This is a genomic window from Stenotrophomonas terrae, assembly GCF_039674165.1.
GTDB classification, from domain to species: Bacteria; Pseudomonadota; Gammaproteobacteria; order Xanthomonadales; family Xanthomonadaceae; genus Stenotrophomonas; species Stenotrophomonas terrae_A.
Genome location: NZ_JBDJMY010000019.1, coordinates 51,305 through 72,670 on the forward strand (window position 1 = coordinate 51,305; position 21,366 = coordinate 72,670).

Annotated in this window: 24 protein-coding genes; 17 read left to right on the forward strand and 7 right to left on the reverse strand. The window is 64.3% G+C overall.

The window, feature by feature from the left end; all coding sequences use genetic code 11:
• The first annotated feature begins 19 nt into the window (after positions 1 to 19).
• Both ABE493_RS19435 and ABE493_RS19440 read left to right on the forward strand, forming a co-directional pair.
• Positions 20 to 403: an Imm5 family immunity protein gene (locus ABE493_RS19435; protein WP_430980759.1), complete on the forward strand. Its 384-nt coding sequence runs from the start codon at positions 20 to 22 to the stop codon at positions 401 to 403.
• The gene (locus tag ABE493_RS19440) at positions 400 to 603 is read left to right on the forward strand and encodes an Imm5 family immunity protein (RefSeq protein ID WP_430980760.1); all 204 of its coding nucleotides are present in this window, start codon (positions 400 to 402) and stop codon (positions 601 to 603) included. Before ABE493_RS19435 ends, ABE493_RS19440 begins: the two co-directional genes overlap by 4 nt.
• Positions 604 to 825: 222 nt before the next feature.
• Here ABE493_RS19440 and ABE493_RS10635 read toward each other — a convergent pair whose 3' ends face one another.
• Positions 826 to 1,365: a hypothetical protein gene (locus tag ABE493_RS10635; protein ID WP_346498892.1), complete on the reverse strand. Its 540-nt coding sequence runs from the start codon at positions 1,363 to 1,365 to the stop codon at positions 826 to 828.
• Positions 1,366 to 1,915: 550 nt separating this feature from the next.
• Here ABE493_RS10635 and ABE493_RS10640 point away from each other — a divergent pair.
• Together ABE493_RS10640 and groL are read left to right on the forward strand one after the other, a co-directional pair.
• Entirely contained in the window at positions 1,916 to 2,203 is a 288-nt protein-coding gene (locus tag ABE493_RS10640) for a co-chaperone GroES (RefSeq protein WP_057631623.1), read from the forward strand.
• A gap of 134 nt (positions 2,204 to 2,337) precedes the next feature.
• Positions 2,338 to 3,984 carry a chaperonin GroEL gene (gene groL / locus ABE493_RS10645; protein WP_346498893.1) on the forward strand — a complete coding sequence of 549 codons (1,647 nt, stop codon included), beginning with the start codon at positions 2,338 to 2,340 and terminating at the stop codon, positions 3,982 to 3,984.
• Positions 3,985 to 4,413: 429 nt separating this feature from the next.
• Here groL and trxC read toward each other — a convergent pair whose 3' ends face one another.
• The 5 genes from trxC to ABE493_RS10670 all read right to left on the reverse strand — a co-directional run bounded on the left by trxC (position 4,414) and on the right by ABE493_RS10670 (position 10,935).
• Positions 4,414 to 4,893 (reverse strand): thioredoxin TrxC, encoded by a 480-nt coding sequence (gene trxC, locus ABE493_RS10650; protein WP_430980761.1) that lies wholly within the window; start codon positions 4,891 to 4,893, stop codon positions 4,414 to 4,416.
• A 61-nt stretch (positions 4,894 to 4,954) separates the two neighbouring features.
• Positions 4,955 to 5,512 carry a type II secretion system protein N gene (locus ABE493_RS10655; protein ID WP_346498894.1) on the reverse strand — a complete coding sequence of 186 codons (558 nt, stop codon included), beginning with the start codon at positions 5,510 to 5,512 and terminating at the stop codon, positions 4,955 to 4,957.
• A 46-nt stretch (positions 5,513 to 5,558) separates the two neighbouring features.
• On the reverse strand, positions 5,559 to 8,462 hold the full coding sequence (locus tag ABE493_RS10660) for a M66 family metalloprotease (RefSeq protein ID WP_346498895.1): 2,904 nt from the start codon (positions 8,460 to 8,462) through the stop codon (positions 5,559 to 5,561).
• A 92-nt stretch (positions 8,463 to 8,554) separates the two neighbouring features.
• Positions 8,555 to 10,471, reverse strand: coding sequence for a type II secretion system secretin GspD (gene gspD, locus ABE493_RS10665; protein WP_346498896.1), 1,917 nt, complete (start codon positions 10,469 to 10,471; stop codon positions 8,555 to 8,557).
• A complete protein-coding gene (locus ABE493_RS10670; RefSeq protein ID WP_346498897.1) occupies positions 10,468 to 10,935 on the reverse strand; it encodes a type II secretion system protein N in 468 nt (155 codons plus the stop codon). The genes gspD and ABE493_RS10670 overlap by 4 nt, the downstream gene beginning before the upstream one ends.
• Positions 10,936 to 11,255: 320 nt before the next feature.
• Here ABE493_RS10670 and gspE point away from each other — a divergent pair, with 320 nt between their 5' ends.
• From gspE to ABE493_RS10735, 13 genes are all read left to right on the forward strand, one after another.
• A complete protein-coding gene (gene gspE, locus ABE493_RS10675) occupies positions 11,256 to 12,767 on the forward strand; it encodes a type II secretion system ATPase GspE (RefSeq protein WP_346498898.1) in 1,512 nt (503 codons plus the stop codon).
• Positions 12,768 to 12,795: 28 nt separating this feature from the next.
• Positions 12,796 to 14,001 carry a type II secretion system inner membrane protein GspF gene (gene gspF, locus ABE493_RS10680; protein ID WP_346498899.1) on the forward strand — a complete coding sequence of 402 codons (1,206 nt, stop codon included), beginning with the start codon at positions 12,796 to 12,798 and terminating at the stop codon, positions 13,999 to 14,001.
• A 7-nt stretch (positions 14,002 to 14,008) separates the two neighbouring features.
• Positions 14,009 to 14,437 carry a type II secretion system major pseudopilin GspG gene (gspG, locus tag ABE493_RS10685; protein WP_057626832.1) on the forward strand — a complete coding sequence of 143 codons (429 nt, stop codon included), beginning with the start codon at positions 14,009 to 14,011 and terminating at the stop codon, positions 14,435 to 14,437.
• Positions 14,438 to 14,439: 2 nt separating this feature from the next.
• Positions 14,440 to 14,946, forward strand: a complete 507-nt coding sequence (gene gspH, locus ABE493_RS10690) for a type II secretion system minor pseudopilin GspH (RefSeq protein WP_346498900.1) — start codon at positions 14,440 to 14,442, stop codon at positions 14,944 to 14,946.
• Complete coding sequence (gene gspI, locus ABE493_RS10695) at positions 14,943 to 15,305, forward strand: type II secretion system minor pseudopilin GspI (RefSeq protein ID WP_346498901.1); 363 nt, start codon at positions 14,943 to 14,945, stop codon at positions 15,303 to 15,305. Before gspH ends, gspI begins: the two co-directional genes overlap by 4 nt.
• Complete coding sequence (gspJ, locus tag ABE493_RS10700) at positions 15,302 to 15,916, forward strand: type II secretion system minor pseudopilin GspJ (protein ID WP_346498902.1); 615 nt, start codon at positions 15,302 to 15,304, stop codon at positions 15,914 to 15,916. The genes gspI and gspJ overlap by 4 nt, the downstream gene beginning before the upstream one ends.
• The gene (gene gspK, locus ABE493_RS10705) at positions 15,913 to 16,857 is read left to right on the forward strand and encodes a type II secretion system minor pseudopilin GspK (RefSeq protein ID WP_346498903.1); all 945 of its coding nucleotides are present in this window, start codon (positions 15,913 to 15,915) and stop codon (positions 16,855 to 16,857) included. Before gspJ ends, gspK begins: the two co-directional genes overlap by 4 nt.
• The gene (gspL, locus tag ABE493_RS10710) at positions 16,854 to 18,011 is read left to right on the forward strand and encodes a type II secretion system protein GspL (protein WP_346498904.1); all 1,158 of its coding nucleotides are present in this window, start codon (positions 16,854 to 16,856) and stop codon (positions 18,009 to 18,011) included. The genes gspK and gspL overlap by 4 nt, the downstream gene beginning before the upstream one ends.
• Positions 18,008 to 18,523: a type II secretion system protein GspM gene (gene gspM / locus ABE493_RS10715; RefSeq protein ID WP_346498905.1), complete on the forward strand. Its 516-nt coding sequence runs from the start codon at positions 18,008 to 18,010 to the stop codon at positions 18,521 to 18,523. The genes gspL and gspM overlap by 4 nt, the downstream gene beginning before the upstream one ends.
• Before the next feature lie 262 nt (positions 18,524 to 18,785).
• Complete coding sequence (locus ABE493_RS10720; RefSeq protein ID WP_346498906.1) at positions 18,786 to 19,859, forward strand: 3-deoxy-7-phosphoheptulonate synthase; 1,074 nt, start codon at positions 18,786 to 18,788, stop codon at positions 19,857 to 19,859.
• A 122-nt stretch (positions 19,860 to 19,981) separates the two neighbouring features.
• Complete coding sequence (locus ABE493_RS10725; protein WP_346498907.1) at positions 19,982 to 20,455, forward strand: hypothetical protein; 474 nt, start codon at positions 19,982 to 19,984, stop codon at positions 20,453 to 20,455.
• Between the two features lie 21 nt (positions 20,456 to 20,476).
• Complete coding sequence (locus ABE493_RS10730) at positions 20,477 to 20,734, forward strand: GIY-YIG nuclease family protein (RefSeq protein WP_346498908.1); 258 nt, start codon at positions 20,477 to 20,479, stop codon at positions 20,732 to 20,734.
• A gap of 129 nt (positions 20,735 to 20,863) precedes the next feature.
• The gene (locus tag ABE493_RS10735) at positions 20,864 to 21,199 is read left to right on the forward strand and encodes a YegP family protein (RefSeq protein ID WP_346498909.1); all 336 of its coding nucleotides are present in this window, start codon (positions 20,864 to 20,866) and stop codon (positions 21,197 to 21,199) included.
• Here ABE493_RS10735 and ABE493_RS10740 read toward each other — a convergent pair.
• On the reverse strand, positions 21,180 to 21,366 hold a 187-nt coding region (locus ABE493_RS10740; RefSeq protein ID WP_346498910.1), incomplete at its 5' end, for a hypothetical protein. The genes ABE493_RS10735 and ABE493_RS10740 overlap by 20 nt on opposite strands.

Sequence of the window (21,366 nt, forward strand, 5' to 3'; positions counted from 1 at the left end):
GTAGGTAATTGACTGAACTATGAATCTCGAAGACGTTCTGCTCGCTTCTAAACACGAGGTTAGTCACAGCGTCGACGGAAGACTTTCTCTGTCGACTCGAAAGAAAGTTTTAGTGGCTCTTGGTACTAGTGGCGGGTCGCCTGATTTGGAGCAGACTGGGTTTAGGCGACGCGTACTGCTGGACGCTCTATGCGTGCGACATGTTATGCGCGTGTGGAGTGAACACTTTCCCGGACATGATGGTCCTGAGGTGATGCTTTCGACGGCCTTTAGTGTGGCTAATGAGGCCATGTCTCTAGATCGGGCGCAGAGGTTACGGGACAGTTTTTATGTCGATGCAATCGATGGCAGGGACTACTCGGTTGATCAGGCTCCCGCGATGTTCGTCGCACATGCTGGGTGAGGAGCATCGAAGACTCTCTGCCAGAGGAAAGTGAGGATGAGGACCTCGATCCTGAAAGTTATTTGCCCAGCTACCTTTGCGCATCGGCTTGCGCCGGCGGCCTCAACGGTGATCATGCGGCGAGAGTGGAAGATCGGCGCTCCTTCTGGATGTGGTACCTCGATGAAGCGGTACCCGCTGTGATGTCCAGTGAGATCTGACGTCGCATCATGGTCGAGCGCGGAAATCTGGTTGGTGCACGCGGTCCGCTGGGATAACGACGTCCACCCAAGATTGAGTAACACAGTTGCTTGGAGTCCAATCCTCAATGACGAGGAGATTGAAGGTCTTACTATCGCTTCGCCTCAGGCCAAGCGGGTAACGCGCAGGCGCTGCTAAAAAAAGAGCAGCGTCCTGCGCGCCATTGGCAGATGCTGCGACGATCAGCTCTCGCTTGCTGCCGGGTCTTCGACGTGGGACAGGTTGATGCGGTGCTTCCTGGCGTAGGCATCCTGCATCTGGTCCAGCTCATCGGTGAGCTTGTCGAACTTGGTGCCGGTCGCATCCATTGCTTCAAGCAACGGTGCTGCCTGTTCGTCGCTGAAACCATCCGGCAGGTCGGTCAGCTTGAGCATGGCGTCGTACCAGACCACCGCCTCGTCCAGCGAGGTCACCAACTTGGCGTGCAGCTCGGTGGCATCGTCCGGGGTCTTCAGCGCCTTCATCCGCTCGCGCATGTCCACCGCTTCCTGGCGCGCATTGCCCAGGCGGGACTTGAAGTTGGACAGGCCTTTGCGGTCCGCCATGGCCTGGGTCAGGCGTTCGGCATCGTTGCCGCCGCTCCATTGGTTGACCTTTTCAATCAGGCCGTTCCAGGTACTGATGTTGCTGTCCATGTATTCGCTGGCGGACGGGCCGGTCAACTGGCTGCAGGCGGCGAGCAGAACAAGCAACAGCGGGGCAAATCGATACAGCACTTTCATTGATTTCTCCTTTGACATTGATAGTGGCATCCGTACACAAGCCATGGATCATAGCGTCATGATGGCTACAGTCGCTGTAGATCGCCCTGGGGCTTGAGCGGGAGCGAGAAAGTCGTCTATGCCCGAGAGCGGCGGGCAGAAGAAGCCGAAACAGACCGGGGCGGCGTCTTGATCAGCGCTATCTGCGTACCTACGCCTTTGAAGTAACGCTATCAGCAGGCGGAGACGTGCAAGGCGCCGGTATCCGCCCTGCGGCGGTGGCCGGTGGGACGGCGGTCGATTGCAGCGGGCGCAGCAGCATCACCCGCCGGTGCCGGATCACGCGATTGGCGGCTGGTGATGGCTGGCAGGGAGCGAGGTGCCCGCTGGCGGCTGCCCGGCCAGCGGTGCCAATCAATTTGCCGGCCGGCCCTTGAAAGGCCCCCAGCCAGCCCCATCTCCCAGACAAGCCCGTTCGACGGGTCTTTTTACGCGTGATGCCGGCATCCCCTTGGTTTTACCGCCGGTGTCGCCGGAATTTCAGGCCAATCAATTACTTAAGAGGTCTTTCATGAGCATCAAGCCGCTTCACGACCGCGTTGTGGTCAAGCCGATCGAAGCCGACGAAATCTCCGCCGGCGGCATCCTGATCCCGGATTCGGCCAAGGAAAAGTCCACCAAGGGTGAAGTCGTGGCCGTGGGCCCGGGCAAGCCGCTGGACAACGGTTCGGTGCGTGCCCCCTCGCTGAAGGTCGGCGACAAGGTCATCTACGGCCAGTACGCCGGTTCGTCCTACAAGGCCGAAGGCGTCGAGTACAAGGTGCTGCGCGAAGACGACGTGCTGGCCATCATCGGCTGATTGCCTTTGCAGCGGTGATTCGCGATTGGGAGTGGCAAAGGCGCGTTGCGCCGACCTTCCCCCCGTCCTCGAAGCACCGCTGCTGATTTACCCCTTTTCTATTTTCCAATCCCCATTCCCGAGGTTTCAAGACAATGGCTGCCAAGGATATTCGTTTCGGTGAAGACGCTCGTTCGCGCATGGTGCGCGGCGTCAATGTTCTCGCCAATGCCGTCAAGGCAACCCTGGGCCCGAAGGGCCGCAATGTCGTGCTCGAGAAGAGCTTCGGCGCCCCGACCATCACCAAGGACGGCGTGTCCGTCGCCAAGGAAATCGAACTGGCTGACAAGTTCGAGAACATGGGCGCGCAGATGGTGAAGGAAGTTGCTTCGCGCACCAATGACGACGCTGGCGACGGCACCACCACCGCCACCGTGCTGGCCCAGGCCCTGATCCGCGAAGGCGCCAAGGCCGTTGCTGCCGGCATGAACCCGATGGACCTCAAGCGCGGTATCGACAAGGCTGTCATCGCCGCCGTCGCCGAGCTGAAGAACATCTCCAAGCCCACCACCGACGACAAGGCAATTGCCCAGGTCGGCACCATCTCGGCCAACTCGGACGAGTCGATCGGCAACATCATTGCCGAAGCGATGCAGAAGGTCGGCAAGGAAGGCGTGATCACGGTTGAAGAAGGTTCGGGTCTGGAAAACGAGCTGGACGTCGTCGAGGGCATGCAGTTCGACCGCGGCTACCTGTCGCCGTACTTCATCAACAACCAGCAGTCGCAGACCGCTGACCTGGAAGACCCGTACATCCTGCTGCACGACAAGAAGATCTCCAACGTGCGTGAGCTGCTGCCGGTGCTGGAAGGCGTCGCCAAGGCCGGCAAGCCGTTGCTGATCATCGCTGAAGACATCGAAGGCGAAGCGCTGGCTACGCTGGTGGTCAACACCATCCGTGGCATCGTCAAGGTCGTGGCCGTCAAGGCACCGGGCTTCGGCGACCGTCGCAAGGCGATGCTGGAAGACATGGCCGTGCTGACCGGCGGCACCGTGATCTCCGAAGAAGTTGGCCTGTCGCTGGAAAAGGCCACCATCAAGGACCTGGGCCGCGCCAAGAAGGTGCAGGTTTCCAAGGAAAACACCACCGTCATCGACGGCGCCGGCGATACCGCTGCCATCGAGTCCCGCGTCAAGCAGATCAAGGCCCAGATCGAAGAAACCTCTTCGGACTACGACCGCGAGAAGCTGCAGGAACGCGTTGCCAAGCTGGCCGGCGGCGTTGCCGTGATCAAGGTCGGTGCTTCGACCGAAATCGAAATGAAGGAAAAGAAGGACCGCGTTGACGACGCCCTGCACGCTACCCGCGCAGCCGTCGAAGAAGGCGTGGTCCCGGGCGGCGGCGTCGCCCTGGTGCGCGCTGTCACCGCACTGGCTGGCCTGAAGGGCAACAACGAAGACCAGAACCACGGCATCCAGATCGCCCTGCGCGCGATGGAAGCGCCGCTGCGCGAAATCGTTGCCAACGCCGGTGAAGAGCCGTCGGTCATCGTCAACCGCGTCAAGGAAGGTACCGGCAGCTTCGGCTACAACGCCGCCACCGGCGAATTCGGCGACATGCTGGAATTCGGCATCCTGGACCCGACCAAGGTGACCCGTTCGGCGCTGCAGAACGCAGCCTCGATCGCTGGCCTGATGATCACCACCGAAGCCATGGTCGCCGAAGCTCCGAAGAAGGACGAGCCGGCCATGGGCGGCGGCGGAATGGGCGGCATGGGTGGCATGGGCGGTATGGACTTCTAAGTCCGCCGCAGCCTCATCGCTGCTTGTAGTACACAAAACCCCGCCGCAAGGCGGGGTTTTGTTTTGTCTTGCTCCCTCCCTTTGCCGAAGGCAAGGGGAGGGTTGGGGAGGGGTTGGCTTTTGGGGCCTTTCGCGTGTTGCCGGCTTCGCGGCTTACGCCGCTCCTACATGGCGGATGCATTGCTGGGAAGGCCTCTGCCGAGCATGGCTCGGCACTACAGGCTCCCTCCCTTTCGCGCAGCGAAGGGGAGGGTTGGGGAGGGGTGCTTTGGGGGCCTTCCAAGCGGTGCCGGCTTCGCGGCTTACGTCGCTCCTACATAGGCGGATGCATTGCTGGGAAGGCCTCTGCCGAGCATGGTTCGGCACTACAGTGCCGTTGCTACAGGCTGATGCATTGCTGGGAAGGTTTCTGCCGAGCATGGCCCGGCACTACAGGTGGCTGTTTGCCCATTGCACGATGCTGCTGGCTGGCATCGCGCCGGACTGCCGGGCTATCTCGCGGCCGCCGTGGATCAGCACCATCGTTGGAATGCTGCGGATGTTGTAGCTGCTGGCGATGGCCGGTTCTGCCTCGGTGTCCAGTTTGCCCAGGCGCATGCGCGGCTCCAGTTGCACGGCGGCCTTGGCGAACTCTGGTGCCATCTGCCGGCACGGCCCGCACCAGCTGGCCCAGAAATCCACCAGCAGTGGAATCTGTGAGCGGCTGGCATGCGCTTCGAAACTGGCGGCGCTCAATGCAATCGGCGCGGCGTTGAACAAGGCCTGATGGCAACGCCCGCAGGACGGTGCCTGTGACAGACGATCAGCGGGAACGCGGTTGATCGCATTGCAATGCGGGCAGGCAATCTGCAGCGGTTCGGCGGTGGTGTCGTTCATCGGATGACCATACGGCGTGGGACCAGCCAACATTATGCGCTGCAGTGCTGAACCGTCCATCGCATGTCCGGCCATCACATCACTCAAGGCGAACTCAAGGCGTATTGCAAAGTCCCAGCGCGGCCAGTTCGGCCTTCTGCGCATCGGGCAGGGCGGCCATCGTGGCGCTATCGCCGCAGGCCGCGCGCACCGCATCGATATTATCGGCGCGCAGCAGTACGCCGCCGTTGGAGGTGGCGGAGGTATCGCCCTTGCCGGCTCGTGTTGCCGGTGTCGCGGTCGCGGCTGCACGCACCGGTTGCTTGCGTGCGGCACCCTGGCCGAGCAGGCGCAGGCTTGAAAGCTGTGAACCGCGGGCGAGCACGATGTGGTCGCGGGCAATGCTGTGCACGCGCAGGCCGTTGCCGATGTCCTGGCCGATATGCAGGGTCTGTGATGCCGCGCCGGCTTGCTGCAGCACTGCCAGCGAGCGTTCGGCCTGCGGGTGTACGAAGGTGGCCAGCAAACGAAGTGACTGGGTGTTGCTGGTGGCGTACAGCGGCGGCCGCTGCGTCGCTGCAGCCGGCTGCGCCAGGGCCGCATTGCCGAAGGCGGCGCAGGCACAGATGCCGATCCAGGCGAGCAGCGGCAGGGAGGGAATTGATGGCTTCATTGGCGGATGGAATAGCCCGGGGCACGAGGCCCCGGGCAGGTGCGGATTACTGGATGTTCAAACCGCGCAGCACAACCAGGTTGTTGGGACTGAGCAGCGTCAGCAGTGCGTTGTCGTTGGCGCTGAGCCCGTTCCAGCGCTGGTTGACGCCGTTGGTGCACGAGTAGGTGATCAGCTTGCCGCGGCCGTTGGTGAGGAAGCCACCGGACAGATCGAGGCAGCTGTTGTTGCGGCCGATCTTCGGCAGTGCGCTCAGGTCGAACATCTGCGCATCCAGGGTGCGATCACAGGTGTTCAAGGTCACCGCGCCGTTGTTGCCACCGTTGCCGGCCAGGCACAGTGCCGGGTTGGCCGCACTGTGGATGGCGCCACGCAGGTCGGCCATCCACAACTCGTTGTCGGCGCCGGTGCAGGTGCTTGCGTCGGCGATGTAGACCGCCGGTTTGCCGTCCACCTGTTCGGTCTTCAGGCAATGCTTGCTGTTGGTGACCAGCATCGGCTGCGCGGCCGGCAGCAATGGCGTCTGCCGCAGGCCCAGCGTGTCCAGCAGGGCCTTGAGTGCTTCCACCGCGGCGGTGTTGTTGCTGCCCTGCAGATCGCTGCGGTAGCGGTTCATCCAGCGGTTGAGACGGGTGGCCTTGTTCTCCTGGGCGATGTAGGCATCACGCACCTGCTTGGCATCGGCGGACAGCCCGGTGGGGTTGTTGCCCCAGCTGGCATACAGCAGGTTGCCGCGGCTGCCGAGGTTGACCAGTGGCTTGCCACCGGCGGCGATCAACAGCTGGTCGAGCTCGGGCATTTCCACCGCACGCAGGGCGCTGTAACCGGCTTCCTTGCCGACCACCACCGGTGCCTTCATCGGCGGCAGGTTCTGCGGGAAGCTCATCGTTGCCAGCGTGCTGGCTGCCGCTCCGGGTTCCTGGCATTGCAGGCTGGCCTGCTGCGGGTTATCGGCCTGGGCCAGATTGACGTGCAGCTTGTTGACCGAGTTGGTCTGCAGCACGGTGGGGGCTACTGCAATACGCTTGCTGCTGCCACCGGCAAAGCTCACCTGCAGCCAGCATTGGCGGGTGCTGGCGTTGTCGATCGGTGTCGGCAGGTCGAACACATTGCCCCAGTTGCCACGGAATGCGGGGTACAAAAGCGCCTTGCCGGTGCTGGGGTCGTAGCCGCCGAGCACGGTGAACACCGGTGTGCCGACCAGGCGTGGCTTGAGGTAGTTGCCGTCCGGCGAGTTGAAGAACAATTCCTTGCTGGTCGGCACCTTGCCGGTTACCGGTTCCATCTGACGGGTGTTCGCATTCCAGCCGAGGTAGCCGGTCGCCGAACTCTGCGAGGGCACCGGCTTGTTCAAGCGCGGCTGGATGGCGATCTTGGTGCTGTAGCCGGTGTAATGGGTATAGCGCGACAGTGCACTGGAGAAACCACCACCGGCCATTGCGTCGGTGGCAAAGCTGTAGGTGTCGTCATAGATCGGCATGCCGTTCAGGGCGCCGTTCTTGGCCTGCCGCCAATGGAAATTGGCACGCATGCGCTTGCGGTAGGCGATGTAACCCCAGCCGCTGTCGTGGTGGTGGCCGGACAGGAAGTAGTTGTCACCGGACTGGCCCGGGTAATGGCCCAGCCCGTAGTGATGGCCGATCTCGTGGCTGAATTCATTGCCGCTGGTGGAGTACAGCGTCAGCATGCCGTTGCCGCCGCTCAGGCCATGGCTCTGCTTGCCGTTGCTGTACATGCCGACGGCGTGGTGCGCCACCACGTTCTGGAACCACTGCGGCTGCGACTGCCCGGCCATGCCGGAGGCGGTGGCACCGAAGTTGGCCAGGTTGATGCCGACGCTGACCGTGGATTTGCCGGTGTTCTCGCGCATGTCACCGGCATATACACCACCTTCGCCGGTACTGGCGGTGTCGTAGATGGTGCCGTTGGCGACCATCACCTTGTCCAGCTTCATCGGCTCGTAATAGGCCACGGTCATGCGTGCGGCGGGGATGGTCTGGAAGTAATCCGCTGCGCCCTGCTCGGGGTTTTTCAGCAGCCAGAAGGCATCGGTTTCAGCCGGTGGGTCGGTGAGCATGCCCAGGCGGATGTTGTGCACCACCAGCTCGGCCGGCGCACCGAAATCGATCTTGTCGGCAGCAAGGCTGCCACTGCGGGCCTTGTCGTCGGTGATGCTCAGGCTCATGCCGGGCTTTACCCAATCCCACGGCAGGCGCGTGGTCCAGGCGCGGCGGGAATAGTTGTAGTCGGGCCGGCCGTCGGTGTTGTTGTAGTCCGAGCGGTACATGGAATTGGGGTGGAGCAGCTGTGCGGTACCCATCACCGTGCCATCCACCGAGACGGTCACGTTGAGCGCGTCGATATCCTTCAGCGATGGATCCGGGGTGACCAGCAGCAGGGCTTCGCGCTCGGTGGTTAGGCGTGGCATGTTCTTGGCTTCATTGCCGCTGGGGTCGACCGTGTGGCTCTGGCCGAACTGGATCATCGCCGGCAGCGAGCCAACCAGGTCATTGCGTACCGCGCGCACCGCGCCGCTGGGATCGATGTCGTAGAAACCCTTCAGGTCCACTTCGTCATAGCGGGCCGAAGTGGGCTCCGGGTAGGGGTCGGCAGGGGTAGGCGTGGGTTCGGGCTCAGGCTCGGGTGTCGGTGGCACCGGAGGGATGGTTTCGCCGCCATTGCCGCCTTCACTGCCGCCGCTGCCAGCCTCGCCGCCAGTGCCTGCGCCGTTGCCATCGCCACCGGAGCCGCCTACATCGATATCGTTGCCGAAGCCGGTGTCGCCGTTGCCTTCATCGGTGGGCGGGTCGGGTACAACCGGCACCGAGGTGTCGCCGCCGTTGCCGCTGCCAGTCTCTTTGTCTGCCGGTGCTTCGCTTTTGTCGCATGCTGCGAGCAGCACCATGCTCATTGCCAGCGCAAGCGCGCGCAGGTTGATTGCGTTGTTCAAGTAGTTCTCCCCTTGTTTTGAACTATTGCGGTGAAACCGAACAGCCCGTTCCGGCCCCAAACCGGTGGCTGGGCTGCTCGTGGATGAACGTGTCAGCGATCGGGTGTCCGCGTGCCGCCACGTTCAGAAGCTCCCTGGCCGCGATCGAACAGTTGTTCGGGCGAGGGAGGTAAAGGATTGGCGTACTTGCCGTGCGCGCTGGGCGTTTGCCGCAGATCCAGATACTTGCGCTCGCTCATGTCGCTGGCTGCACTCTGGCCGAGGATCACCGTCGGGCGCAGGAACACCATCAGATTGCGTTTGACCCGGGTGTCGCTGGTGGAGCTGAACAACCTGCCCAGGCCGGGAATGCTGCCAAGCAAGGGCACGCTGGCGCGGGTATGGGTGACGTCATCCTGGATCAGGCCGCCGAGCACGATCACCTGCCCATCGTTGGCCAGGATGGTGCTCTTGATCGAGCGCTTGTTGGTGATCACATCGGACAAGGTGATGCCTGCGGGCGTTGCCGCCAGCGAGGAGATCTCCTGTTCGATTTCCAGGCGCAGCGTGCCGCCCTGGTTGATATGCGGCGTCACCTTGAGGGTCACGCCGATGTCCTGGCGCTGGATGGTGGTGAACGGATTGCTGGTGCCATCGCCGGTGGTGGTGTACGAGCCGGTCTGGAACGGCACGTTCTGCCCAACCAGGATTTCCGCCGGTTCGTGATCCAGGGTCAGCAGCGTCGGCGTGGACAGCAGGTTGTTCTTGGAATTGGTCGACAGCGCGGTCACCAGTGCGCCGAAGTTGCTGTTGCCGATGCCGAGAATGGCGCCTGAAGGCAGCGATGTCGGCGTGGTACCGGCGGCCAGCGAACTGAGCAGAGTGCCGATCGACAGCCCGGTGTTGTTGTAGTTGACCCCGCCCACGCCGTTGCTGCGCGAGCCGCCATCCAGCGCCCATTGCACGCCGAGCGCGTCTTCGATGTCGCCGGAGATCTCGACGATGGCCGCTTCCACCAGTACCTGCGAGCGCGGGATGTCCAGCTGCCGGACGATGTCGGTCAGTACCTGCAGCATTTCGGGCTTTGCGTGGATGACGACAGCGTTGAGGCTTTCATCGGCGCGGATCAGGGTGCCGGTCTGGGTCTGTTTGTCATCGCCTTCCTGCTTGATCGAATCGCCGATGGCGCCCAGGGTCTGCGCCATCTGCTTGGCATCGCCGTGCTGCAGGCGGATCACCTGGGTGGTGGTGGAACGGGGCGCATCCACGTCCAGCGAGCGCGCCAGTTCCAGCAATCGCTGGCGGGCTTGCTCCGGGCCGAAGATCAGCAGGCGGTTGGTGCGGGTGTCGGCCAGCACCTTGGTGGCCGAGCCTGCGCTGGTCGCGCCAAGGCTGGCCTGCAGCAGCTTCTGCAGGTTCTCCACGCTGGCGAACTGCACCTCGTAGTCGGCATGACCATGCAGCTTGGGCGCATCCAGCTGCCGCAGCAGTGCCTCGATGCGGGCGATATTGCCGCGCCGGTCGCTGATGATCAGCGAATTGGAGGTGGGCACCGCAGCCAGATGTGCGTTGGCCGGAACCAGCGGTCGCAGCATCGGCAGCAGCTCGGTGGCAACGCTGTGCTGCACCGTGAGCACGCGGGTCTCGATCGCATCCGCGCCGCGGCCACGGCCATCGGCAAACACATGCGCCTCATCGTTGGGCACCACCCGGGTCTGGGTGTCTTCCTCGATCACCGCAAAACCGTGGATCGTCATCACCGACAGGAACAGGCGCCGCACTTCCGGCAGGCTCATCGGCTCCTGGGTGCTGACGCTGACTTCGCCGACCACGCGCGGGTCGATGATCAAGGTGTCGCCGGTGATGTTGGCCACGGCACCAATGAAGTCACGGATATCCGTGTCCTTCATGTTGATGCTCCATTGCTGGGGGGAAGCGCTGGCCGGCGCGGCGCTGCTGGCCAGTGGCCAAAGCAGCGCGGCCAGCAATACAAAGCGGTGCAGCGCAATGCGCACAGAGGAGGTGATCATTCGGCGGCGCCTGCAGGCAACACGGCGGTGCTGGCGTGAGCGCTCGGGAAGTCCAGCCTGCCGGTGCTGCCATTGCGGCTGAACAACACATGGTCATGGGCAACCTGCTGCAGCACTACGCCGGGCAGGAACTCCTCGCCGGTGAACACGTTGACCGCGCCCTGGCCTACGATGCGGATCAGTGCCTGCGATTGCTGCGGGTCGGCGGCGACGATGCAGCCCTGCAGCTGCGTGCCTTGCAGATCGGCAGCGCTGGCGGTTGCAGTAGCGCTGCCGAACAGCCGCTGCAGCATCTGCGGCGACAGCGCAGGCGCGCGCGGCGGCGCCACATCGGCGCTGGCCGGCAGCTGGCGCATCTGCAGATAGATCTGGCGCGCCTGCCATGACAAGGCAGCCGCTCCGGAAAGCGTGATGAGGATCGCGACGACCCTGGGCAGCAGTTTGGAAATATCAGACTGGAACATCGGTGTTACGGCATCTCCCCTGGCAAAAACCGCCCTGGCAAAAACAGCGCGCACAAGGGGAAGCCCGCTGCTCTTTTCGGGCAACGTAGCGCCAAGGTCTCTGGTTTTCCCCTGTATTCGCAATGACAGATTTTGCGAAGCCGGTACTCTAGCTGCGTCCGTAAGAGAGGCGATGCAAACAGCTGCAAATTTGTGACGAGCATCCGGAAAGCGACGGCGCAATCACACCTTTCTGACTAGAACGTGGCATTTTTCCGGCACAAATCTTCAGGGGGAAGTGTGACATCGCTCCGCGCAGTGATGTCACCTTGCAGGTATCAATGGTTGAAATCGAGCTCACGGCAACGCCGGCGGCGGCTGGCGGCGTGCCCGTGGCGCGTTTGCCGTTTGCGTTTGCGCGCCGCCATGGCGTGCTGCTGCTTGACGACGGCGATGCACGGATGGTCTGCCGCGCCGATGCCACGATGAGTGCACTGGCCGAGGCGCAGCGCATCGGCGGGCGGCCGCTGGCACAGCACACGGTGGCTGATGAAGCGTTCGAGCAGCTGCTGCAGCAGGCCTATCAACAGGACTCCGGCAGTGCCATGAGCATGGCCGACGAGCTCGGCGAGAGCATGGATCTGGCCAGCCTGGTGGAGGGCCTGGAACAGGTCGAGGACCTGCTCGAGCAGCAGGACGATGCGCCCATCATCCGCTTGATCAATGCATTACTTGGCGAAGCGCTGGCCGAACACGCCTCCGACATCCACATCGAAACCTTCGAGCGGCGGCTGGTGGTGCGCTTCCGCGTGGACGGCATCCTGCGCGACGTGGTGGAGCCACGGCGCGAGCTGGCGGCCTTGCTGGTATCGCGCATCAAGGTGATGGCGCGGCTGGATATCGCCGAAAAAAGATTGCCGCAGGACGGCCGCATCTCGGTGCGGGTAGGCGGGCGCGAGGTGGATATCCGTGTTTCCACCTTGCCCGCGGCCAATGGCGAACGGGTGGTGCTGCGATTGCTGGACAAACAGTCCGGCAAGTTGTCGCTGCAACACCTGGGGATGCGCGTGCGCGATGTCGGGGTGATGCAGTCCATGCTGTGCCGCCCGCACGGCATCGTGCTGGTCACCGGCCCCACCGGTGCCGGCAAGAGCACCACCCTGTATGCCGGCCTGCGTGCCATCAACAACCGCCAGCGCAACATCCTGACCGTCGAAGATCCCATCGAGTACCACCTCGATGGCGTCGGCCAGACCCAGGTCAACAGCCGTATCGAGATGACCTTCGCGCGTGGCCTGCGCGCCATCCTGCGGCAGGATCCGGATGTATTGATGGTTGGCGAGATCCGCGACAACGAAACCGCACGCATCGCCGTGCAGGCCTCGCTTACCGGCCATCTGCTGCTGTCCACGCTGCATACCAACAGCGCGGTGGGTGCGGTCACGCGCCTGCTGGACATGGGCGTGGAATCGTTCCTGCTGTCTTCCTCGCTGCTTGGCGTGCTGGCACAGCGGCTGGTACGCCGTTTGTGCCCGAAGTGCCGGGTGGTGACGCCGGCCTCCACCGCCGAATGTGCGCAGTTGGACATGGAGCCCTGGCAGCGGCCGCTGCTGTTCCGCCCAGTGGGCTGTGAGCACTGCAATGGCCAGGGCTATCGCGGCCGTACCGGTATCTACGAACTGGTCGAGTTCGGTCCCGAGCTGCGTGCGCTGGTGCATGCTGGCGCCGGCGAAGCCGAGCTGCTGGCGCAGGCGCGGCTGCAGGGCCCGTCGATGCTGGACGACGGCCGCGCCAAGGTGCTGGACGGTGTGACAACGCTGGAAGAAGTACTGCGGGTTGGGCGCGACCTGTGAGTCGTGATCCGCAGCAGGGGGCGCGCTGATGGCGGCGTTCGAGTACCTGGCACTGTCGGCTGATGGCCGTCGCCACAAGGGCGTGCTGGAGGCAGACAGTGCCCGCCAGGCGCGGCAGCAGTTGCGTGAGCGCAATCTTGCGCCGGTGCAGGTGGAAGCGGCGGCTGCGCGTGATGCAGGTACCACGGCCAGCGGCGGTGGCCGTATCGGCAGCAGCGATCTGGCCCTGTTGACCCGGCAGCTGGCCACGCTGGTGCAGGCCGCCTTGCCGGTGGAGGAGGCGCTGCGTGCGGTGGCTGCACAGACCAGCAAACCGCGCATACGCGCGACCTTGTTGGCGGTGCGCGGCAGGATTCTGGAAGGCCATGGCCTGGCCGCAGCGCTGGCCGCATATCCGCGCGCCTTTCCCACGATCTACCGAAGCATGGTTGCCGCCGGTGAGCGCGGCCATCTGGGCGTGGTGCTGGAGCAACTGGCCGACTACACCGAACAGCGCCAGCAATCACGCCAGCGGATCCAGCTGGCCTTGCTGTATCCGCTGATCCTGCTGGTGGTGGCAAGCCTGATCGTGGGCTTCCTGCTCGGCTATGTGGTGCCGGATGTGATCGATGTATTCGTCGACTCCGGCCAGGCACTGCCCTGGCTTACCCGCGCGCTGGTGGCCACCAGCAACGCAGTCACCCATTGGGGGCCCTGGCTGCTGCCGCTGCTGGTCCTGTCCGGAGTGCTGCTGTGGCGGACGCTGCAGCAGCCGGAAAACCGCCTGCGCTGGGACACCGGGCTGCTGAAGCTGCCGCTGTTCGGCCTGCTGCTGCGGGATCTGGATACTGCCCGCTTTGCATCCACCCTGGCCATCCTGGCGCGCAGTGGCGTGCCCTTGGTGGAAGCGCTGCGCATTGCCGCACAGGTAGTTGGCAACCAATGCATCAAGGTCGGCCTGCTGCAGTCCGAGCTGGTCGTGCGCGAAGGCGGCAGCCTGACCCGTGCGCTGGAGCAGCACACGCCGCTGCCGCCGATGCTGCTGCACATGGTCGCCGCAGGCGAGAAATCCGGTGAGCTGGACGCGATGCTGGCCCGTGCCGCGCGCAACCAGGAAACCGATCTGGCCGCGCGCATCGCGCTGCTGGTCGGCTTGTTCGAACCCTTCATGCTGGTGCTGATGGGCGTGGTGGTGTTGTTGATCGTGCTGGCCATCCTGCTGCCGATCATGTCCTTGAACCAACTAGTGGGTTGAAACAGTGATGAGTGCAATTGCAAGACGCCAGGCCGGCTTCACCCTGATCGAGATCATGGTGGTGGTGGTGATCATCGGCATTCTCGCCGCGCTGGTGGTGCCCAAGGTGATGGGGCGGCCGGACCAGGCCAAGGTCACCGTCGCGCGTGGCGACCTGAAGGCGATTGGTTCTGCGCTGGAGATGTACCGGCTCGACAACCGCAGCTATCCCGATACCCAGCAGGGCCTGGAAGCGCTGGTGCAGCGGCCGCCAACCGGCGCTGACAACTGGAACCCGGAAGGCTACCTGGCACGCATGCCGGTTGATCCCTGGGGCAACCCGTATCTGTACCTGGCACCGGGCAGCAAGGGCGGCTACGACTTGTGGAGCCATGGCGCCGATGGCCGCGAAGGCGGGCAGGGACTGGACGCAGACCTGGACAGCCGGGACCTTTGATCGTGGTGCGGGCGCGCGGCTTCACCCTGGTTGAAGTGCTGGTGGTCGTGGTGATCGTCGGCGTGCTGGCGGCGGCGGTGGGGCTGGTCGCTACCGCACGCGGCGACGGCTATGCATTGCGTGAAGAGGCCGAGCGCCTGGCGGCGGTGGTGCACCTGCTTGCCGATGAGGCGGTGCTGGACAACCGTGAGTACGGCATCCGCCTCAGCGCGCAGGGCTATGAGATGCGCGCCTATGACAACCGCGATGGACGTTGGCATGCGCAGCCCGGCTGGGTGCCACGGCAACTGCCGGACAACCTGCAGCTGCAGCTGTTGCTGGAAGGTGCAGCGGTAGCGCTGCCTGCCAGCCCCGCTGCCGACGCGGCGCCGCAGATCGTGCTGTCGTCTTCGGCACAGTGGACGCCGTTCAGCGCCCGCATCAAGGACACCAGCAGGCATGGACTGGTGTACCGGATCGACAGTGATGGTATGAGCGAGCTGCAGGTGCAGCAGGTTTCAACGCCATGAGGCAGGCGCGTGGATTCACCCTGCTCGAGGTGATGGTGGCATTGGCGGTGCTGGCGGTGGTCGCGGCAATGGTGCATGCCACTCTGCAACGGCATGTACGCAATGCACGCGTGCTGGAGAACCGTGCGCTGGCGGGCTGGCTCGCCGATACCACGCTGGCCGAACTGCAGTTGCAGGGCGTCGCGCAACCGGGCATCAACGATGACATCGTCGAGCAGGGCGGACGCCGTTGGCGTGTGGTACGCGACATCCAGGCCACCGCCGAGCCGCAGCTGCGGCTGGTGCGGATACGGGTCAGCGATGCCGGCGGCGAGGATGGCGGGGTCAGCCTGAGCGGCTTCGTTGGAGTCAGCCGTTGAAGCGGACCGCCGTTGCCGGCTTCACCTTGCTGGAAGTGCTGGTCGCCGTGGCGATCTTCGCCCTGGTCGGCATTGCCAGCCATCGCCTGCTGCTCAGCGCGGTGCGCGTGGATGCGCAGACCCGCCAACAGGAGCAGCAGCTGCGACAGCTCGTACGCGCCATGAGCAGCCTTGAGCGGGATGTCGAACAGGCGCTGGAACGCCCGGTACTGGATGCCGACGGCAGCGAGGAACCCGCGTTCTGGAGCGATCCGGACGGGCAGGGCCTGCAATGGACGCGGGCCGGCTGGGGCAATCCGCTGGCGGCCCCGCGTGCCCAGCTGCAACGCGTGCGTTGGCGTCAGGACGGCACGGTGCTGGCGCGCGAATACTGGCCGGTGCTGGACCGTGCCGACGGCGCAACAGCGCAACGCCAGGTTGTGCTGCCGGACGTCAGCGGCGTGCAGTGGCGTTACCTGGACCGGCAAGGGGTGTGGCGCACGCAATGGCATGGCAACGATGCCCAGCCACTGCCGCGCGCGCTGGAGCTGCGGCTGCAGCACCCGCGTTTCGGTGCGCTGCGGCGCGTGCTGGTGTTGCCCGATGGCGCGACAAGCGGGCGGCCATCGTGAAGCGCAGGCAATACGGGGTTGCCCTGATCACCGTGCTGCTGGTGGTGGCGCTGGCCGCCACCGTCTGCGCGGCACTGGTCACCCGCCAGCAATTGTCGATCCGCAGCATCGCCAACCAGCTGCATGCGCGGCAGGCCTGGCAGTACGCGCGTGGTGGTGAGCAGTTGGCGATCGCGCTGTTGGCGGCGGACCTGCGACAAGCCAGCGCCACCGATCACCGCGGCGAGGCCTGGGCGCAACCGTTGCCGCTCTACCCGGTGGAAGGCGGCGGCCTGAGCGTGTCCATCGACGACTTGAGCGGGCGCTTCAATCTCAACAGCGTGGTCCAGGGCGGGCAGGTGGATGCGGATGCCTTCGCCCGCCTGCAGCGGCTGCTGGTGCTGCTGCAGTTGGATCCGCAGCTGGCCTGGCAGGTGGTGGCGTGGATCGCACCGGCACTGGCACCGGATGCAATCCGGCTGCAGGCCGAGCGCAGCTACCACCGCCGAGAGCCTGCCTACCAGCCCGCGCGGCGCGCGCTGCGCGATGTCAGCGAGCTGCGCCTGCTCGCAGGTTTCGATGAGGCGGCGTATCAACGGTTGTTGCCGCACGTCAGCGCGTTGCCGGCCGGCGCCACGCTCAATCTCAATACCGCCGACCCCTGGGTTCTGGCCAGCCTTGCCGATGGGCTTGCGCTGGGCGATGGCCGGCGGCTGGCCGATGCACGCGGTGGCTCGGGCTTTGCCAGCGTCGATGGCCTGCTCGCGCAGCCGCTGCTGCAACGCAGGCAGGTCGCCAGAAGTGGCTTGGCGGTCAGCAGCAACTGGTTCCAGGCCAGCAGCGAGGTTGCCATCGGCGAGCGGCGCCTGCGCCTGCTCAGTGTGCTGCAGCGTGATGCTGGCGCCGCCCGGGTGGTTGCCCGCCAGCTGGTTCCCCCTGTTTTTCCGGAGAAAGATCGATGAAGTCGCCGCCGGCATTGCCATGCCTGTTCCTGCCCGCCTGGTGCAATACGCACCTGGATGACGACCTGCAGGTGACCTGGAGCGACGGCCAGCAGACCGCACGGCTGCCCTTGGTTGATGCCCTGGCAAGGCTCAAGGGCCGCGCCATTGCCTTGATCGTTCCGGTTGAGCATGTGGCCAGCTGCGCGGTGAACCTGCCGGCAGGCAATGCGCACTGGCAGCGCAAGGCATTGCCGTATGCGGTCGAGCCCTTGTTGGCCGAGGACGTGGAAGACCTGCATCTGGCGCTGGGTGAAACCTTGAGCGATGGGCGACAACGCGTGGTTGCGATCAACCGCAGCCTGCTGGAGGGTTGGCTGCAGTACCTGCGCGGCAAGGGCGCGCAGGTCGGTGCCATCCATGTTGATGCCGACCTGCTGCCCAATGAGGTCACCACGCTGTGCTGGGGCAACAACCGCTGCCTGCTGGCTGGCACCGATGAGCTGCGGCTGGCATTGGCGCCCGCGCAGCTGCCGGCACTGTTGGAGCGGCTGCCGGGACCCTGCCGGGTACTCCATGCCAGCGATGTCACCCCGCAGCTGGCGCTTGCCGCGGATGTGAGTCTGCAGGCCCTGGATGTGGCGCTGCCGGCGTGGATGGTGGCACGCACCGCGCATGCGCTGGATCTTGCCCAGGGCAACTTCGCGCCGGCATCGCGCCTGCATCTGCGCCATTGGAAGCCCGTGGCCTGGGCGCTGGCGGCGGTGTTGGTAGCGCAACTGGCATTTGATGGCCTGCATATCTGGTTGCTGCAGCAGCAGGCGGGCGGTTACCGGCAGGTCAATGAATCCATCTACAAGGGCTTGTTCCCGGAAGAACGCCGCATCGTCAATTTGAAGGCGCAGTTTGATCAGCACCTGCAGCAGGGCGCGTCGACTACACGTCTGGATGGGCTGCTGGCCAGCGTCGCCGAAGCAATGCCGGAAGGGGCGGATCTGCAGGTGCAGCAGCTGCGGTTTGACGCCCGCACCGGTGAGCTCACGCTGCAATTGCAGGGCGGCGATGCCGTTGCGTTCGAATCACTGCAGCAGCGTCTGCGGGCCAAGCCAATACAGATGAAGGCGAGCCTGCTCGATGACGGTGCAATGCAATTGAATCTGGGGCAGGCGCAATGAACACGACCACCACACGCAGCGGCACCGGCAACGGCGTGCAACACCTGATGCGCACGCGCTGGGCCGCGCTTGCGCCACGTGACCGCATCGCCTTGCAGGTATTGCTGGCTTTCGCTGTGCTGCTGGCGTTCTGGTTCGGCGCGTGGTCGCCGACACGCCACGCTTTGCAGCAGGCGCGCGCCAACGCCGCTGCCGAGCAACAGTTGCAGGCGCATCTGCGTACCAATGCACCTCGTCTGCTGGCCGGTGCACATCTGCGTGGCGCGCTGAAAGCCGAGCAACTGCCAGCAATGCTGTCAGCGACGGCCGCCGAACAGGGACTGACGCTGCGGCAGGTACAACAGCGGCCGGATCAGCGTGTTGCAGTAAGCGTGGAGGGCGCGCCCGCTGCGGTGCTGGCATGGTTGCAGGCGCTGCAGGGCAAGGGCGTGGGGCTGGCCGAACTGAGCCTCGTGCAGCAGCCCGACGGCAGCTGGAATGGCGAGGTGATGCTGGTTGAGCCAGGAAGCTGAACATGCCAGCGGTAGTGTCTGTTGCCGCTGAAACTGTCGCATCGCACAAAAAACCGTGTTATCAATGCTCCCCATGAACGCAGCCCGCGCCAGCTTTTATTTTTGGTATTACTTTCCCAAGCCGCTGGCGGAGGAAGGACTGCGCTTACCCTGAAGAAACTTTCAGATGCATTCCCGAAAAGCCGCCAGCGAACCTGGCGGCTTTTTTCATGCCGCCTCGCTGGGGCAGAACCATTCACTTCGTTTTGAACTGGAGACCCCCATGCCCCCCCATACCGATGATTTACGTATCCGCAAGCTTGAACCACTGACCTCGCCGGCACAGCTGTTGTCGTTGCTCCCCTGTGATGAACAGGCCTCGCAGACCGTCGCCGATGCGCGCGCTTCACTGCACCGCATCCTGCACGGCCAGGACGACCGGCTCGCAGTCGTGGTGGGCCCGTGTTCCATCCACGATCCGGTGGCGGCGATGGAATACGCCCAGCGCCTGCGCCCGCTGCGCGATGCGCTCAGCGGCGAGCTGGAGATCGTGATGCGCGTTTACTTCGAAAAGCCGCGCACCACGGTGGGCTGGAAGGGGCTGATCAACGATCCGGACCTGGATGGCAGCTTCAACATCAACAAGGGCCTGCGCGTGGCGCGCGGCCTGTTGCGTGACATCAATCGCCTCGGCCTGCCGGCCGGCGTGGAATTCCTCGATGTGATCTCGCCGCAGTACATCGCCGACCTGGTGGCCTGGGGTGCAATCGGCGCACGTACCACCGAAAGCCAGGTGCACCGTGAGCTGGCTTCGGGGCTGTCATGCCCGGTCGGCTTCAAGAACGGCACCACCGGCGATGTGAAGATCGCCACCGACGCAGTCGGCGCGGCCTCGCATCCGCACCACTTCCTGTCGGTGACCAAGGAAGGCGGCACCGCCATCGTGGCCACCCAGGGCAACCCGGACTGCCATGTGATCCTGCGCGGTGGCAAGGCCCCGAACTACGATGCCGCCAGTGTGCAGGCCGCCAGTGACGTGCTTGCCAAATCGCAGCTGCCGGCGCGGTTGATGATCGACGCCAGCCACGCCAACAGCAGCAAGAAGCCGGAAAACCAGCCCAAGGTGATCGACGACATCGCCGGCCAGCTGCAAGCCGGTGAGCAGCGCATTGTCGGGGTGATGGTCGAAAGCCACCTGGTGGCCGGCCGCCAGGACCTGGTCGAAGGCCAACCGCTGGTCTACGGGCAGAGCATCACCGACGGCTGCATCGATTGGGACAGCACCGTGCAGGTGCTGGAACGCCTGGCGGACGCGGTACGTGCGCGCCGCCGTGTGCAGCTGGAAGCCGCGGCCTGAGCGACCAAGTGATGGTTTCACTGGCGCATAGCAGACAGTACAAGTAGTTTACCCGGCGGGGGGCGGTAGGCCTCCCGCCTGCTGTTGGGACAGGGGGAGCACCTTCTCTGGCAGGAAGCCTAATGAATCACCGCTCCAAGGAGAAGGAAGTGATGCGTACCCGTATGTGCACCGTGGCGCTGGCATTGATGCTGGTGCCGACGCTGGCCCTGGCCAAGAAGGAAGTTGTGGACTCGGGCAGCGGCTGCCTGCAGAACCTGTCGGTGGCCGGTGGTTTCACTACCGGCAAGCAGTTCCTGGCCTCGACCGACCATGAAGGCGTCAGCTACCCGGTTGCGTTCGCAAAGACCGTGGCCGCGATCGAGGCCGAAGGCATGGTAGGTGTTTACCCGAACGAGACCACCGGCTATATCGCTGCCGAGAATCCGGTCCGCGGTGGCGGCGGCTCGACCGTGCCGCTGCGCACCACCGTGCGTCGTCAGCCTGACGGCAGCGTTCGCGTGGAAGTGCGTTTCAGCATCAAGGGCGGTCAGATGACCTCGAACAAAGCCGTCGGCGAAGGCCTGTGCAAGATTGCTGACGCAGCCAGCCTGTAAGTTGGCAGGGAGCAGGGGCAGGTGAAGGGTCTGTGGTTTCTGTATCTGCTGGAATGCCGTGATGGCAGCTACTACGCAGGTATCACCACCGATGTGGAGGCCCGTTTCCTGGCCCATGCTGCCGGCAAGGGTGCGCGCTATACCCGCGCGCACCCGCCGCTGCGGGTGCTGGCCAGCCGTCCCTACGCGGACCGCTCGGCAGCGTCCCGCGCGGAATGGCAGATCAAGCAGCTGCCACGCGAGCGCAAATTGGCCTGGCTGGAACGGACAGAAGATTGAGGTAGAGTCGCACCTGTAGCCGCGGCAGCTCGCGGCTTCCAACGTCCGGTCACCCGGGCATCAGCCACGCATGCGGCGGCGGTAGCAGGGCGGCAGCGTGCCGGCATCATCCTCAAGCGGGGTATTGCGATGGCAGGTTGGTATGAGTTGGACAAGAGCAGCGACGGTCAGTTCTATTTCGTGCTCAAGGCAGGCAACGCCGAGGTCATCCTGACCAGCGAGCGTTACACCACCCGCACGGCGGCCGAGAACGGCATCGCTTCAGTGCAGAAGAACAGCCCGGACGAAGCGCATTACGAGCGCAAGACCGCCAGCGACGGGCGCTACCATTTCAATCTGAAAGCGGCCAACCACCAGGTGATCGGCAGCAGCCAGCTGTATGCCTCGCAGGCCGCGCGTGAAGCGGGCATCACCAGCGTCAAGGGCAATGGGCCCAGCACAACGATCAAGGACAAGACCGCATAGCGGTGTTGTTGCTGTTGTGCTGAAAAAGGAAAAACCCGGGCAAAACCCGGGTTTTTTTCAATTGTAGTGCCGAGCCATGCTCGGCAGAGGTCTTGCCAATAAAACCGACATGTAGTGCCGAGCCATGCTCGGCAAGGGGCCTTCGCGGTAAAGCCCCTGCCGAGCAT

Bases quoted from the DNA above. Each gene is read 5' to 3' on its own strand.
- ABE493_RS19435 (WP_430980759.1), top strand. From the start codon at position 20: ATGAATCTCGAAGACGTTCTGCTCGCTTCTAAACACGAGGTTAGTCAC.
- ABE493_RS10635 (WP_346498892.1), bottom strand. From the start codon at position 1,365: ATGAAAGTGCTGTATCGATTTGCCCCGCTGTTGCTTGTTCTGCTCGCC.
- ABE493_RS10640 (WP_057631623.1), top strand. From the start codon at position 1,916: ATGAGCATCAAGCCGCTTCACGACCGCGTTGTGGTCAAGCCGATCGAA.
- groL (WP_346498893.1), top strand. From the start codon at position 2,338: ATGGCTGCCAAGGATATTCGTTTCGGTGAAGACGCTCGTTCGCGCATG.
- trxC (WP_430980761.1), bottom strand. From the start codon at position 4,893: ATGTTGGCTGGTCCCACGCCGTATGGTCATCCGATGAACGACACCACC.
- ABE493_RS10655 (WP_346498894.1), bottom strand. From the start codon at position 5,512: ATGAAGCCATCAATTCCCTCCCTGCCGCTGCTCGCCTGGATCGGCATC.
- gspD (WP_346498896.1), bottom strand. From the start codon at position 10,471: ATGATCACCTCCTCTGTGCGCATTGCGCTGCACCGCTTTGTATTGCTG.
- ABE493_RS10670 (WP_346498897.1), bottom strand. From the start codon at position 10,935: ATGTTCCAGTCTGATATTTCCAAACTGCTGCCCAGGGTCGTCGCGATC.
- gspE (WP_346498898.1), top strand. From the start codon at position 11,256: ATGGTTGAAATCGAGCTCACGGCAACGCCGGCGGCGGCTGGCGGCGTG.
- gspF (WP_346498899.1), top strand. From the start codon at position 12,796: ATGGCGGCGTTCGAGTACCTGGCACTGTCGGCTGATGGCCGTCGCCAC.
- gspG (WP_057626832.1), top strand. From the start codon at position 14,009: ATGAGTGCAATTGCAAGACGCCAGGCCGGCTTCACCCTGATCGAGATC.
- gspI (WP_346498901.1), top strand. From the start codon at position 14,943: ATGAGGCAGGCGCGTGGATTCACCCTGCTCGAGGTGATGGTGGCATTG.
- gspL (WP_346498904.1), top strand. From the start codon at position 16,854: ATGAAGTCGCCGCCGGCATTGCCATGCCTGTTCCTGCCCGCCTGGTGC.
- gspM (WP_346498905.1), top strand. From the start codon at position 18,008: ATGAACACGACCACCACACGCAGCGGCACCGGCAACGGCGTGCAACAC.
- ABE493_RS10720 (WP_346498906.1), top strand. From the start codon at position 18,786: ATGCCCCCCCATACCGATGATTTACGTATCCGCAAGCTTGAACCACTG.
- ABE493_RS10725 (WP_346498907.1), top strand. From the start codon at position 19,982: ATGAATCACCGCTCCAAGGAGAAGGAAGTGATGCGTACCCGTATGTGC.
- ABE493_RS10735 (WP_346498909.1), top strand. From the start codon at position 20,864: ATGGCAGGTTGGTATGAGTTGGACAAGAGCAGCGACGGTCAGTTCTAT.